The sequence below is a fragment of the Labrenzia sp. 011 genome, from assembly GCF_003075075.1.
In the GTDB taxonomy this organism is placed as follows: domain Bacteria; phylum Pseudomonadota; class Alphaproteobacteria; order Rhizobiales; family Stappiaceae; genus Roseibium.
In genome coordinates this window covers 13,831-27,362 of sequence record NZ_QCYM01000063.1, presented here as the reverse complement: position 1 = coordinate 27,362, position 13,532 = coordinate 13,831, and the positions used below count along the sequence as shown (strand labels likewise).

The following is a 13,532-nucleotide window of genomic DNA, read 5'->3' as shown; positions in this document are numbered from 1 at the left end:
CTCTAACTGCCCCAGAGATTTCCGACGATCTGCGAGATCAGCAGGGTCAGGACGACGTCGAGCACGACGACGCCGGCCGCCAGGCTGATGGAGGCCTGGAGTGCGATGCGGGCGACCAGATAGCGGTACCAGAGAACCACGAGCAGTGAAGAAAACGACAGAAGCACCGCGACGCCCGGAGGAATGATCCGGAGCAGAAACAGCACATAGGTGATCATGTAGGGCACGGAGGCCAGCAGGCTGGTCCAGTTGCGCGCGACAATGAACGGCACATAGCTTTTCGAGATGCCGATCGGCACTGCCAGGACCGCCAGCAGGATCGGCAGCGTGAGCCAGTCGACCACCAATCCGACCATCTGCGCCGTCCAGTAGGCACTGTCGGGAAAGGTTTCCGGCTGGAACATGTTTTCCGTAAAGTAGAATTCCTTTTCGGCGAGGCCGCTGATCAGAAAGGCCGGGATCAGCAGAAAGACCACCGAGAAGGAGCGCCAGAACCCCTGAAGGGACAGATCGAAATAGGTCATCCCCTCCGGCCGGTTGCGCAACAGCAGCCAGGAACCGTCCAGCGCGGCCCGAATTTCGTTCAAACTCATCAAGATCAATGCGCTCCCGCCACCCGGTCCATTTCCAATGCCGACAGTCCGGATCTTTGATGTTTACGGGTCCGTGACCCGGACGATCACAGGGAAGCCGGTTGATCGAATACAAAGTGTGAAAGCGATCCGTCCGCGACAATGCTGCGGCAGGGTGCCCTCATGAGAAATAGCTTGTCAGGAAACGTTTATAGATCGCCGCCAGCCGGTCAAGGTCTTCCACGGCGGCGCATTCATCGACCTTGTGCATGGTCTGGCCCACAAGGCCGAATTCCACCACCGGGCAATAGTTCTTGATGAAGCGCGCGTCGGAGGTCCCCCCGCCGGTGGAAAGCTCCGGAACGCGGCTGGTTTCCGCCTCGACGGCCTTGCTCAGCGCGGCTATCAGCGCCGCATCCTTCGTCAGGAAGGACTCGCTGGCGTCGCGCCGGAAGGCAATGTCGAGCTTCAGGTTGCCGAGATCGACGGTCTGCAGCGTTTCACGGATCCTTGCCTTCAGGCTGTCCAGCGTCCATGCGTCGTTGAAGCGGATGTTGAAACGGGCTTCGGCGCGGGCGGGAATGACATTGAAAGCCGCATTGCCGACCTCGATGTTGACGACTTCCAGATTGGACGGCTGGAAACGCTCGTTGCCCTGGTCGAGTTCCAGGGCATCCAGCGCCGCGATCAGGCGGACCAGCCCGGGGACCGGATTGTCGGCCAGATGGGGATAGGCCACATGTCCCTGGACGCCGGTGACGGAGATGATGCCGGAAAGCGAGCCGCGCCGGCCCACCTTGATCGCGTCGCCGAGCTTTTCCGGGTTGGTCGGTTCACCGACGATGCAGGCATCGAATTCGTGTCCCTGCTCCTTCGCCCACTCAAGCAGCTTCACTGTGCCGTTGACCGCCGGCCCCTCCTCGTCGCCGGTGATCAGGAAGGAGATCGTTCCGCCGAAGTCCGCTCCCGCCTCACCGACGAAATCGAGCGCCGCGGCGGCAAAGGCAGCGATGCCGCCCTTCATGTCGACCGCGCCGCGGCCGAAGAGGTAGCCATCGGAAATCGTGCCGTCGAACGGGCCGTGACGCCAGTCGCCAGCCTCCCCGGCGGGGACCACATCGGTGTGGCCGGCGAAGACGAAATGCGGTTTTCCGGAGCCGATGCTGGCGAAAAGATTGTCCACATCCGGCGTGTCTTCGTCATGGAAGGTGACGCGGGAGACGGAAAATCCCGCGTCCGCCAGAAGCGTCTGCAGACAGGACAGCGCACCGCCCTCCGCCGGTGTGACGGACGGGCAGCGGATCAGGTTGCGGGCAATGGTGACGGCGGAAGACGGCATCGGGGCGGTTCTCCTTCTGTATCTGCATCTGCCGGTTTGGGCTCCGGCGTGTCTTGCGGCCAGCGGACCGGGCGGTCAGCTTCTGCGCCAGTAGCTGTTCGGCAGGGGACCGTGCCGGTTGGCCTCCGCCTGGCCGGGGATGAACCCCAGGACGAGAACCATCAGCAGGTTCAGGACCGGAACAAAGATCAGCAGCGCGAGAAACCCGCTCTGGCCGATATCCTGCAGACGCTTGATGACCAGCGCCAGTTCGAACCAGTTGAGCACCAGAAGAAGAAACGGAAACAGCGGATTGGAGCCGACGAAGATGCTTACGCTCACGGCCTCGGGCGTCGGTATTTCCGTGAGCGACAACCACCACAGCCGGATCGCGATGCCTATGACCACCCACATGAAGGCAAAACTCAGCCAGTAGGGCAGCCTGCCCATGCGGCCGATCGGACTCAGCAGGGCCCAGAAAATGCCCGGGGTTATATTCGCGCTACGTGGGGGCGTGCTCATTCAATTCCGCTCGCTCTTGATCAGTCTGGCTTGGACGTAGACGCATAAGCGGCGTTGATCAAGCTCTGTCATCTATTCCCGCCGGAGCAATTCCCCCGTCACACCGGAATGGCTCCCTCCCGCAGGCCCCGGAGGCGCGCACCGCCAGAGCATTGGCAATTTTAATGAAAATTGCACAATTGGCATGTCTAACCTGACGGCATAGAATTCGACGCCGACGAAGGGGCATCGCTGATGACTGGTGTTTGGAAGACCGCAACACTCGCAGGTTTGGTTTCCCTGCTCCTGATTCCGCTTTTCCTGCTGACCGATCCAGCCTCCGCCCAGAGCACCACATCGACGCTTCCAGCGCCCCTTCAGCAGGAGGCGATGGAGAAACTCGTTACGGACCTCGACCCGGACCAGGTCAAGGCACTGACCGGTTTCATGACCCTGCTGCAGCAGGGCGCCGAAACAAAAGGGCAGGCAGCGGCATCAGCCGAAACCGAAACGGGCTTCATCGAAAGTATTGACACGACCCTGGACAGGTTCGTCTCGGTGATCGCCGGTTATTTCCTCAATCTGCCGGCTCTTTTCACCGGCCTGGCAGTCAGCATCGGCGCGCTGTTTGCCGGGAAGATCGCCGGTCCCTTCCACATTGTCCTGAGTGCGATTGCCCTTCTCCTTGCCGCAGGTTTCATCGCGGAATTTCTGGTGAACCGCCTGGCAGCGTCCAGACGCGACAGCATCCGGAGCCATTCCCCGGACAGCCTGTTCGAAACCGTGAAGATGGTCTCCATCCGGGCCGGCCTCGATCTCGGCGGCCTGGTCGTTTTCGCGCTGGTCGCCCTTGTCGTCGGCCGTCTCGCCAATTTCGATCCGGCGGTCAGAACCTTTGCCTTTCAGTCCGTATACTGGCTCGTGTTCCTGCCACGGCTGATCGCCGCCCTCCTGCGTTTCGCGCTGGCACCGCACCGGAGCGAACTGCGTCTGGTCACGGCGGACGACAGTACCGCAAAGGCGCTCTACCGCAATTTCACGATGCTGTTCGTCTTCATCGGCATTTCCTTCTTCCTGAGCATTGTCCTTCGCGATGCGGATATTGCCATCCGCGAGAGTTTCCGCTTTTTCGTGAGCTTCGCGGTAAATGCATGGATCGTTGCGATCATCTGGAAGGCACGGAACGGGCTGACCAAAATCATTCTGGGCGATGAAACGGAAGTAACCAGCGGTCTGGAACGCATGGCCGGTTTCTGGCCCTATTTCTCCATGGCCTTCATCGTTTTCAACTGGTTCCTGGTACAATTCGCCCTGAGCATGGGTATCGAAACCCTGACGGCAGGCCGCTCCCTCGGGGTCATCGTTCTGGTTGTCTTCGCACCGTTCCTCGACACCATGGTGCGCGGCATTGTCGCGCATATCATTCCGCCGATGCAGGGGGAAGGTCCGGTGGCGGAAGCCGCCCATCACCAGACCCGGCACAGCTATGTCCGCATCGCCCGCGTCGGCCTCATCGCCTTCCTGGTCCTGGCAGTGGGGCGCATCTACGGCCTGAACCTCCTGGCAATCGGCGGCAGCGGCGAAGCGGCCGTTGCACGGCACACCGTCATCCTTCTCCTGATCCTGGCAGCCGGGTATCTTGCCTGGGAAATCATCAATCTGTGGGTCGCCCATCAGCTCGCCAAGGATTCCCCGCCGGTTGCCAACCAGGACGACGATTCGGAAATGGGCGGCGCCGGCAAGTCGCGCATGGCGACGATCCTGCCGCTGATCCGCATGGTCTCGCAGATCACCATACTGACACTCACCGTGCTGCTGGCGCTCAGTCAGCTCGGCGTCAACATCACTCCGCTTCTGGCCGGGGCCGGTGTCATCGGCCTGGCGGTCGGATTCGGCGCGCAGACCCTGGTGCGCGACGTGGTCTCGGGGATCTTCTTCCTGATGGACGACGCCTTCCGCCTGGGCGAGTTCATCGATGCCGACGGAACCATGGGCTCCATCGAGAAGATCTCGATCCGCTCCCTGCAGCTGCGCGGCACGCGGGGCGCCGTTCACATCGTGCCCTATGGCGAGATCCCCAAGCTCACCAATCTCTCCCGCGACTGGGTGATCATGAAGCTGAAGTTCACGGTGCCTTTCGATACGGATGTCGAGAAGGTCCGCAAGCTCTTCAAGAAGATCGGCCAGGAAATCATGGAGATGGAAGAGTTCAAGGACGACATTCTGGCTCCCTTCAAGGGGCAGGGCGTTGCGGATGTCGACGATGTCGGCATCGTGGTGCGCGGCAAGTTCACCACCAAGCCGGGCAAGCAATTCGGCATGCGCAAGGAAATCTACAAACGCGTCCAGCAGGCTTTCGAGGAGAACGGCATCCAGTTCGCCCGCAAGGAAGTCCGCGTGCATATTCCCGAAAACGCCAAGCTCGACAATGAGCAGAAGGAACAGATCGCAGCAGCCGCAGCAGCATCGGCAATCGAGCCGAAACCGGCGGCAGGATAGTCTTCCGTCCGGCGGAGCGATCCCTGCCCCTCGCGCCTGCGCGACGGGTGCCGTCTGCCGGCACGAGAGCAGATCGCCGGGCGCTGTCCGGTCTTGCGCTGCCGAGGCCGTTTTCCAGGGAAATCAGAGCGATCCGCGGCAATATAAGTCCTTCTGCGCATTGAGCTCCCGCGTATTCGGCAGTTAAGATTGCCTGACTGCGGGAGGCAGGATGCTTTTGGGAGGAAGCTGACGGATGAGCGAAAACAATTCGGCACCGACAGACACGGCCGGTCCGGCCAGGGAAGAATTGCGGCCCATGCCGCAGGTCAACACGATCGGCGTCAACGACGTCATCGACGCGCTGGCCGCCGGCCTTGCCGATTTTCGCCGTGCACCGGTCTACGGATTGTGCATCGGCGCGCTATTCGCGCTCGGCGGCCTGTTCGTGGTCCTGAGCGCCGCCGCACTCAACATGAGCTATCTGTCCTATCCGGCCGCGGCCGGCTTCGTGCTGATCGGTCCGTTCGCCGCCGTGGGCCTCTATGAGGTCAGCCGGCGGCTGAATGCGGGCGAGACGCTGTCCTGGTCGAGCATCTTCGGAACCATGTGGGCGCAGAAGAGCCGGGAACTGTCCTGGATGGCCTTTGTAGTGCTGTTCATCCAGATCATGTGGATGTATCAGGTCCGTCTGCTGCTCGCCCTCTTTCTCGGGTTCCGCTCCTTCGCGTCTTTCGGGGAATTCCTCAACCAGGTCATCTCGACACCGGAGGGGCTGATGTTCCTTGCCATAGGCCATGTGGTCGGGGCGGTGCTGTCGCTGATCCTGTTTTCGCTGACGGTGATCTCCTTCCCGCTGCTGCTGGAAGAGGACCGCGACTTCATCACCGCGATGATCACAAGTGTCCGCGCCGTGGCGAAATCTCCGGTGCCGATGATCGGCTGGGCCTTCGTTGTCACGGCGCTGCTGATCGTCTCGATGGTCCCGGCCTTTATCGGACTTGTCGTCACCCTGCCCATTCTCGGCCACACCACCTGGCACCTTTACAGGAAGTGCGTGGTGATACCGGCGCAAGATCAAAGGTAGAGCGCGAACACCTGGAAGAATACAGTCCATAAGCTTGGCCGGACACACAGGATTCATTCCCAGGTCCGGAACAATAAATCCAGTGGTCGCCGGCGTTTCATTTCCTGCCAGACAACTGGGCGAAAGCTGAATTCAGCTTCGCCGCCGAACGAAGTTCGCAGACCTGTCTTTTCCTGAATATTGACAGGCCTGAAATTGTAACCAGAAATTGACAATGATTGATAGCGGCCGTATCAAATAGGGATGAACGAGCGCAATATCAAGATCGTTGAAACAGCTTTGGAGCTTTTTGCTCACTATGGTGTGAAGAAAACCACCATGAGTGAAATTGCGACCGCTGCAGGCGTTGCGCGGCAATCGATCTACAATGCCTATGATGGCAAGGAAGAACTGATTTACGGCGCTCTGGAACATCGCGCCCGACAGTCGGCATGCATAATCTCAAGGGAATGCGCCGGTCTCGATGATCTCGGGGCGCGTCTGGATGTAGCCTTTAATTACCTTACGCTTGAGCCCTGCAAGATAATCATGACGATTCCCCACCGGGAAGAATTTCTTCAAGCCACGGAAGAAATGTCTCAAGACAAGAAAAACAAGATCATAAATATTTACAACAACACCATTGCGGAACTTCTCGAGCCATACAGGGACCGCCTGCGCCTTGACGCTGTGGAATTTGACGATCTTTGCGACTTTATCAGATTTTCCTTCGAAAAACTGAAGAGGTATGCGGTGAACATTGATCATGTCCACCGCTCCTATCGAGCGCTTCGGCAACTGGTCGTGAACAGCGTCGTTTCTTGAACCTCCATCCCCGTTCGACCGTTTCTCTCGGATCCGGAAGGCACTGGTCCGTCATGGGGACGGTCCGGCAGCTTTGGAAACTGCCGGACCGCTGACCGACTGGAGGTCAAGGAGGTCAGTGACCTCAGTCAGTTGGTTTGTTACGGATCAGAATGTCCGCTGCATACGAACACCGAAGAGGAGTTCGTCGGTGTCGCCAGTGACATCGTAGTCGGTGTTGGCGTAACCGACGTCAGCACCCATGACGAAGCCGGAGACCGGCTCCCACTGTACGGAACCGTCGATTGCATAACGGGTCACGTCGTTCAGGCCAGCAGCGGCGTCAACATCGAGGTAAGAACCGTCGAGTGCGAGACCGATGGTGGACGTTGCCTGGATGTAGGCACCAGCGGACAGGGAGTAACCGGTAGAAGTGTCACCCGAGCCGTTGCTGTCTGCCACACCACCGAAGGTGGAGATATAGGCCAATGCGCCGTCGCCGTAGAAACCCTGGAAGAAGATGTTGGAACCGGGAGTAACCATCGGCAGGTTGACGACAACACCACCGCCGACTGCAAAGCCCATTTCGTCTTCGCCGCCGCTGTTGCTGGCGTTGGAAGCTGCATCCGGATAGACCTGATGCAGAGCACCGGACAGCTGTGCGGACCCCCAACCCTGGGAGATGGCGAGAGCTGCAACAACGTCCGGAGCACGCGTGCCGCCGTAGTTCACGACACCGCCGCCGTCCGTTGAACCGGTCGTTTCACGGCTGGAGCGATCTTCAAGAGCGATGGTTGCGGAGAAGCCGTTGCCGAAAGCAGCCGTATAGGCAACCTGGTTTGTGTTCTGGTCGGACCAGTCACGATCGACAACACCGATGAATGCCTGACCGGTGAAGATGTCGAAGTTGGATATCAGACGACCAGCTGTCAGACCGCCCCACTGGATGTAGGCTTCGTCGAGCGTGAAGCCGGACGTATCGCCATTGGAGGAGTCGCCGTATATGGAAACATAGGTCCGCAGCGTACCGAATTCGGTCGCCGTACGGGCGTCGAGATACAGGTAACCACGAGCCAGCCAGGAATAGCCGTCAGAATCACGGTCGGACCAGTTGCCGTCTTCCAGAACGTTGTTGGCTATGACCTGGGTACGAACACGGCCACCAACGCGCAGGCAGGTTTCGGTGCCCGGGATGTAGTAGAAGCGCGCACCATAGGCGTCACAGACGCGAACGTAATCGACGGGCTCCGGAGCAACCGGAAGATCGGCTGCCTGGGCGGTGGTAGCGGCAGCAGCTGCTGCAACGCCGAGCATCAAGCTCTTGAGTTTCATTGTCATTCTCCAGTTTACATTCACATAAGCAACAAAGAAGGCAAAACTACTCACCTTAACCACAGACAAGAATCATCTAATCTGCGATTTTTTCGTTTTAATCTTGGCGCAACTTCTTGCTTGCTTATGTTCTTCCAATTTTTACCCTGACAAGCAACCCTTTCACGCATCCGTCGACTACAATGAATTTCAGCGTAGTATTTTTACAACACATTGTTTTTATTGAGTTTTCACAGCAATGAGCGCTCGGGGCAACGACTAAAGCCCCGGAGTCGAAACAGTTCACTTACTTGGATGAATTCGTTTTTACTTCAGCTCATGCACTGGTACCCATGGCGGTGGTCAGACCCTTCCGTTCGAAGGAGAAAACGGACGGTTATGTGCAATTAGACTCAAAGGCTCTTTTTGTCAACAAGTCCATTTGTACAAATGTCTAGTTTGTGCTGCACCCGCATCGCAGGGAACCATTCCTTTGAAAGCCATGAGGAAGCGTGTCAGGCCACTGCGGCCTCGCCATGTCCGGGAACTGTCTCCCCTTGAGCGCTTCCGCACGCGGCTTGCGATGAGAGCCAAACACACTCGGGCGTGCGGACCTAGGTTTTCACCGTGGGCTGCAACTCATGCATTCGCCAAATTGTCGATGGAACCCGCCGGCATTGCCAATTGAGACTGCCAGCTGAAAATTCATGCATTCAGAAGTGCCAAGACCATCTCAACCACAGAGAGAGAGCACAGGGGGCTTTGCCCTACGGCTGCCGGGAACGCCTTGGACGGGGAATGGTGGAGCCTTTCCCGAGGAGGGCTGATTAAGGCGCCCCATCCTCTTCACACACAGGCACGGCCTTTCGCGCCTGCTTGTCTTTCCACTCCGACATATCGATCTCCACCGGTCGATAATCGACGCGGGTGAGATAAAGCCCGTCAGACGGGGCAACCGGGCCGCAGGCAGCGCGGTCACGGGCCTGCAGGGCCCTCGTGATGTCACCTGCCCCCCATTTCCCTTCACCGACGAGGCGCAGGGAGCCCACCATGGAACGGACCTGATTGTGCAGGAAGGAGCGGGAGGAGCATTCCGCAATGACGAATTCTCCGTCCCTGTGAACGGAAAAATGTTCCAGCGTCTTTTCCGGGCTTTTCGCCTGGCAGCGGGTATGGCGGAAGGTGGTGAAATCGTGATGGCCGACAAATTCCTGCGCGGCTGCGTGCATGGCCTCGGCGTCCAGTTCCGCTTTCACATGCCAGGCAAGGCCGCGCTGGTGGGTCAGCGGCGCTATACGGTTGTGGATTCGGTAGCGGTAAGAGCGGCGGATTGCGGAAAAGCGCGCGTCGAAGCCCTCATGCATTTCCTCGACATCCAGAACGACGACCGGATCGGGCTGGCAATGGAAATTCACCGCGCCCATGACCGTCCTGGCCGGCCAGGACCTTGACAGATCCGCATGGCAAACCTGTCCGGTCGCGTGAACGCCGGCATCCGTGCGCCCGGCCCCGCCAATGGAGACCTCCTCGCCGCAGAAGGATTTGAGGGCGCGCTCGATTACCGCCTGGACGGACGGGCCGTTGGCCTGTCGCTGCCAGCCGCAGAACGGCCGGCCGTCATATTCCACCGTCAGCTTGTATCGCGGCATCAGACCACAGACCGTTGCTTACGGCCGTCCGGCAGACGGAAATGGTGCATCAGATGGGTCATGATCAACGGTCTTCGGTGTTATTCGAATTCTTCAAACGGGGTCGCGAAGGCCACCTCGATCGGCAGGTCGCGAGTACCCGCGTCCGTCAGGGCCAGCGCCATGAAGGCGTCGCCCGCATAGGGGCCCTGAACCTTGCGCGCCAGAACCGGGTCGAAACCGAAGCGCGGATAATAGGCCGGGTGACCGAGCACCAGCACCAGATCCTCGCCCATGGCCTTCAGCTTTTCCAGCGAGGCCCTGATGAGGGCCGAGCCGATTCCGGTGCGCTGCCGGTCCGGCCAGACGGCGACCGGCGCCAGGCACGCGACCTGGAGACCCTGTGCCCGGCCGATGGCCGCCGGTGTCACGCGGCTGTAGGCGACATGTCCCAGTATCTGCCCCTCACCGTCCACGGCAACCTGCTCGAGCACCAGCGCCCCGCAGTGGCGCAGCTTGTGCACCAGGCGCGCCTCCATGTCGGACGGGAATGCCGCTTCCAGAAGCTTCTTCACGACAGTTTCATCCGCGGAGGTCACATCCCGGAAGGTCAGACTGGAAGGGCCGGCTGCATTGGTCATCGCTTTCTCCTGCCTCACACCCTAGTCCAGAACAGTACCGTCAGGAAGGGATGCACCGCGCAGGAAATCCGTACCGCTCATCGGCTTCCGGCCGGCCCGCTGGACCTGATCGAGACGGATCGCCCCTGCCCCGCAGGCGATGACCGGACCGTTATCCGTTTCCAGTACTGTCCCCGGAGCGCCCTGTCCCTCGGCCATGGAACTGCGGAGGATTTTCACCCGCTCCGGCTTGCCGCCGAGCGTCATTTCGCACCAGGCGCCGGGAAACGGGGAAAGGCCGCGGATGTGGTTGTGCACGTCACGCGCGGGCTGCGCCCAGTCGATGCGGGTTTCCTGCTTGGAGAGCTTCGCAGCATAGGTGACCCCTTCCCCGGCCTGCGGCTGCTCACCGAGAGCGCCACGGGACAGGGCGGCCAGGGCGCGAACCATCAGATCGCCGCCAAGGGCCGACAGCCGGTCGTGAAGGTCGCCGGCGGTCATGTCGTCGCCGATGGCGACGGTTTCCGACATGCAGACCGGCCCGGTATCCAGCCCCTCCTCCATGCGCATGACCTGAATCGCCGTTTCCCTGTCGCCCGCCATGATCGCCCTGTTGATCGGCGCTGCGCCACGCCAGCGGGGCAGAAGGGAGGCATGAAGATTGAGGCAACCGTAACGGGGGGCGTCGAGAATTTCCCTGGGCAGCAAAAGACCGTAGGCGACGACGACCGCAACATCGGCATCCAGCGCCGCGAACGCCGCCTGTTCGTCCGCGCCCTTGAGACTCTTCGGCGTGAAGACGGGAATCGCGAAGGACTCGGCCGCCTCATGCACCGGCGACTTCTTGAGATCCATGCCGCGGCCGGCAGGACGCGGCGGCTGGCTGTAGCAGGCAACGACTTCATGCCCGTGGCCGACGATCTCCATGAGAGTCGGCACCGAGAATTCCGGGGTACCCATAAAAACGACGCGAAGAGACATGCGGCTCCTGAGCGGTTCGAGACATTCGGCCCCTTATTGCGTCTCGGGCCATGGCTTGCAAGAGTGCGGCGTCAGTTGTTGCCGAGATCACCGCTCACGCTTCTGCAGAAAACCCTCGTGGCTGACCCGACAGCCGGGACCGGGGGAGCCCGGGAGCCGGACCGGTGAAACAAATGATCAACCGGATCCGAAAAGCCGCCTCACGGTCGGTCCTCATGGCACGGCGCAGCAGATTTGTAAGACGCACAGCGCTCCGGACATATTCCTAGAGTCGTCCGGCCAGTTTCGCCTGTTTCGTGAATTTCTTCACCACCCGGTCGCGCTTCAGTTTCGACAGGTAGTCGATGAACAGTTTGCCGTTGAGATGATCAAGCTCGTGCTGGATGCAGGTTGCCAGAAGTCCCTCGGCCTTGATTTCCTGCTCGGCGCCTTCCCGGTTCAGGAACTGGACGGTGACTTCCGCAGGCCGTTCGACATCCTCGAAATATTCCGGGATCGACAGGCAGCCTTCCTGGTAGACGGACGTGTCCTCGCTGGTCCAGACGATTTGCGGATTGATGAAGACCATCGGTTCCTTCGGCGCTTCGTCCTTGGAAACATCCAGCACGAAGATGCGCTTCAGGATACCGATCTGGCTGGCGGCCAGGCCGATGCCGGGCGCCTCATACATGGAATCAAGCATATCGTCCGCCAGCGCGCGGATCTCGTCGTCGATTGTCTCGACCGGAGCACAGACCTCGCGCAGGACCGGATCGGGAATGGTGATGATCGGACGTGTTGTCATGCGCTTCACATAGGGAATCATTTGGCGCCGGTCAACGCGGAAAACGCCGGTATGCCCTGCGTTTTCAACGGCCGGGAGCGTTCCGCCGGATGCGCACGAAGGGCGAATCGTTCTATGTTTGTTTCATGAACGAGATCCTGTTTGTGCTGAGTGGCCGTCCGGTGACGGTGCTGGAAACCGCAATTGCGGGCGGATTGCTGTTGCTTGCCCTGATCGTCTGGCTGGGTCTGAAGACCATTCGCGAGATCCGGCTGCGCGCGGAGGCCGACACCGCCGCCACCGAGCGCATTCACGAGCTGGAAAGCCATCTGTCGCAGCTTCTGAAGTCCCAGGGCGAGATGACCGGCCGCATGCAGACCATGGCCGAAGTCTTCGGCTCGCGGCATTCGGACATGATGCGCGCCGTCAACGAACGCCTGGACGGCATGGGCCACAAGCTGGGCCTGTCCATGGCCGACACCAGCAAGCGCACCCAGGACGGGCTGCGGCACCTGCACGAACGGCTCGCCGTGATCGACCGGGCCCAGCGCACGATTACCGATCTGTCCGGACAAGTGGGGCAGCTCCAGGCGATCCTGTCCAACAAGCAGACCCGGGGCGCCTTCGGACAGGGCCGGATGGAGGCGATCATCCAGGACCAGATGGCGCCGAGCACCTATTCGTTCCAGGCGGTGCTGTCCAACAACAGCCGTCCGGACTGTCTCATCCACATGCCCAACGGCGCGCCTCCCCTTGCCATCGACGCCAAGTTTCCCCTGGAGGCCTTCAACCTGCTGCGCAATTCGGAAAGCGACGACCAGCTGAAATACGCCCAGGCCCAGTTCCGCAAGGACTTCACGAAGCACATTCAGGACATCAGCGAAAAATACCTGCTGCCCGGAGAGACCCAGGACACGGCGTTCCTCTTCGTGCCCTCGGAAAGCGTCTTCGCGGAGCTCAATGAAAACTTCGAGGACCTGGTGCAGAAATCGCACCGGGCGCGGGTGGTGATCGTCTCCCCGTCCCTGCTCATGCTCTCCATCCAGGTCATCCAGTCGGTCCTGCGCGATGCCAAGATGCGCGAGCAGGCGCATCTGATCCAGGCGGAGGTCGGACATCTGATCGCGGATGTCAGCCGTCTGAACGACCGGGTCGGCAAGCTGCAGTCACATTTTTCCCAGGCGAACAGGGATATCGACCAGATCCTGATTTCCACCGACAAGATCAGCAAACGCAGTCGCAGGATCGAGGATCTGGAACTGGGCGACATCCGGGAGGACCAGGAAGACACCTCCCAGCCGGACCCGCAATTCACCATTTCACCGGAAACGTAATCTTGGCCGCTTTCGCACGAAACACCGGCCTGTCTCTGCCGGTTCAGACGAAAGCTGCTCTCAAGACTGGAGAGGCCGGCTCACGTCCGGTCCCGTCAATGGCAATGATACGGTTTACTCCCCGCATGACAGCATTGACCTCTCGGACTGTCTTTC

The 13,532-nt window shown here is 60.2% G+C and carries 12 protein-coding genes; 4 read left to right on the top strand and 8 right to left on the bottom strand.

The window, feature by feature from the left end:
• Positions 1-2 precede the first annotated feature (2 nt).
• The 3 genes from DCO57_RS22335 to DCO57_RS22325 all read right to left on the bottom strand — a co-directional run bounded on the left by DCO57_RS22335 (position 3) and on the right by DCO57_RS22325 (position 2,412).
• A complete protein-coding gene (locus DCO57_RS22335) occupies positions 3-593 on the bottom strand; it encodes a hypothetical protein (protein WP_208978093.1) in 591 nt (196 codons plus the stop codon).
• A gap of 160 nt (positions 594-753) precedes the next feature.
• Positions 754-1,911 (bottom strand): succinyl-diaminopimelate desuccinylase, encoded by a 1,158-nt coding sequence (dapE, locus tag DCO57_RS22330; RefSeq protein ID WP_116701123.1) that lies wholly within the window; start codon positions 1,909-1,911, stop codon positions 754-756.
• A 75-nt stretch (positions 1,912-1,986) separates the two neighbouring features.
• Entirely contained in the window at positions 1,987-2,412 is a 426-nt protein-coding gene (locus tag DCO57_RS22325; RefSeq protein ID WP_165814820.1) for a DUF805 domain-containing protein, read from the bottom strand.
• 234 nt (positions 2,413-2,646) lie between these two features.
• Here DCO57_RS22325 and DCO57_RS22320 point away from each other — a divergent pair, with 234 nt between their 5' ends.
• The 3 genes from DCO57_RS22320 (at position 2,647) to DCO57_RS22310 (ending at position 6,760) form a co-directional block, all read left to right on the top strand.
• Complete coding sequence (locus tag DCO57_RS22320) at positions 2,647-4,890, top strand: mechanosensitive ion channel domain-containing protein (RefSeq protein ID WP_116701121.1); 2,244 nt, start codon at positions 2,647-2,649, stop codon at positions 4,888-4,890.
• 235 nt (positions 4,891-5,125) lie between these two features.
• A complete protein-coding gene (locus DCO57_RS22315) occupies positions 5,126-5,956 on the top strand; it encodes a DUF2189 domain-containing protein (protein WP_116701120.1) in 831 nt (276 codons plus the stop codon).
• Positions 5,957-6,199: 243 nt separating this feature from the next.
• Complete coding sequence (locus DCO57_RS22310; RefSeq protein WP_116701119.1) at positions 6,200-6,760, top strand: TetR/AcrR family transcriptional regulator; 561 nt, start codon at positions 6,200-6,202, stop codon at positions 6,758-6,760.
• A 147-nt stretch (positions 6,761-6,907) separates the two neighbouring features.
• On the opposite strand, the gene DCO57_RS22305 is transcribed toward DCO57_RS22310, so the two are convergent.
• The 5 genes from DCO57_RS22305 to def form a co-directional block, all read right to left on the bottom strand.
• A complete protein-coding gene (locus tag DCO57_RS22305; RefSeq protein WP_116701118.1) occupies positions 6,908-8,071 on the bottom strand; it encodes a porin in 1,164 nt (387 codons plus the stop codon).
• A gap of 806 nt (positions 8,072-8,877) precedes the next feature.
• Entirely contained in the window at positions 8,878-9,699 is an 822-nt protein-coding gene (gene truA, locus DCO57_RS22300; protein ID WP_116701117.1) for a tRNA pseudouridine(38-40) synthase TruA, read from the bottom strand.
• 80 nt (positions 9,700-9,779) lie between these two features.
• Positions 9,780-10,319, bottom strand: coding sequence for an N-acetyltransferase (locus tag DCO57_RS22295; protein WP_116701116.1), 540 nt, complete (start codon positions 10,317-10,319; stop codon positions 9,780-9,782).
• Between the two features lie 21 nt (positions 10,320-10,340).
• Positions 10,341-11,279, bottom strand: coding sequence for a methionyl-tRNA formyltransferase (gene fmt / locus DCO57_RS22290; protein ID WP_116701115.1), 939 nt, complete (start codon positions 11,277-11,279; stop codon positions 10,341-10,343).
• A gap of 265 nt (positions 11,280-11,544) precedes the next feature.
• Positions 11,545-12,063, bottom strand: a complete 519-nt coding sequence (gene def, locus DCO57_RS22285) for a peptide deformylase (RefSeq protein ID WP_116701194.1) — start codon at positions 12,061-12,063, stop codon at positions 11,545-11,547.
• Positions 12,064-12,188: 125 nt separating this feature from the next.
• Here def and rmuC point away from each other — a divergent pair, with 125 nt between their 5' ends.
• Positions 12,189-13,376, top strand: coding sequence for a DNA recombination protein RmuC (gene rmuC, locus DCO57_RS22280; RefSeq protein WP_116701193.1), 1,188 nt, complete (start codon positions 12,189-12,191; stop codon positions 13,374-13,376).
• The last annotated feature ends 156 nt before the right edge of the window (positions 13,377-13,532 follow it).

What these genes read in the sequence shown, in the direction of transcription:
- DCO57_RS22335 (WP_208978093.1), bottom strand. Translation starts at nt 593, where the DNA reads ATGAGTTTGAACGAAATTCGGGCCGCGCTGGACGGTTCCTGGCTGCTG.
- dapE (WP_116701123.1), bottom strand. Translation starts at nt 1,911, where the DNA reads ATGCCGTCTTCCGCCGTCACCATTGCCCGCAACCTGATCCGCTGCCCG.
- DCO57_RS22325 (WP_165814820.1), bottom strand. Translation starts at nt 2,412, where the DNA reads ATGAGCACGCCCCCACGTAGCGCGAATATAACCCCGGGCATTTTCTGG.
- DCO57_RS22320 (WP_116701121.1), top strand. Translation starts at nt 2,647, where the DNA reads ATGACTGGTGTTTGGAAGACCGCAACACTCGCAGGTTTGGTTTCCCTG.
- DCO57_RS22315 (WP_116701120.1), top strand. Translation starts at nt 5,126, where the DNA reads ATGAGCGAAAACAATTCGGCACCGACAGACACGGCCGGTCCGGCCAGG.
- DCO57_RS22310 (WP_116701119.1), top strand. Translation starts at nt 6,200, where the DNA reads ATGAACGAGCGCAATATCAAGATCGTTGAAACAGCTTTGGAGCTTTTT.
- DCO57_RS22305 (WP_116701118.1), bottom strand. Translation starts at nt 8,071, where the DNA reads ATGAAACTCAAGAGCTTGATGCTCGGCGTTGCAGCAGCTGCTGCCGCT.
- truA (WP_116701117.1), bottom strand. Translation starts at nt 9,699, where the DNA reads ATGCCGCGATACAAGCTGACGGTGGAATATGACGGCCGGCCGTTCTGC.
- DCO57_RS22295 (WP_116701116.1), bottom strand. Translation starts at nt 10,319, where the DNA reads ATGACCAATGCAGCCGGCCCTTCCAGTCTGACCTTCCGGGATGTGACC.
- fmt (WP_116701115.1), bottom strand. Translation starts at nt 11,279, where the DNA reads ATGTCTCTTCGCGTCGTTTTTATGGGTACCCCGGAATTCTCGGTGCCG.
- def (WP_116701194.1), bottom strand. Translation starts at nt 12,063, where the DNA reads ATGACAACACGTCCGATCATCACCATTCCCGATCCGGTCCTGCGCGAG.
- rmuC (WP_116701193.1), top strand. Translation starts at nt 12,189, where the DNA reads ATGAACGAGATCCTGTTTGTGCTGAGTGGCCGTCCGGTGACGGTGCTG.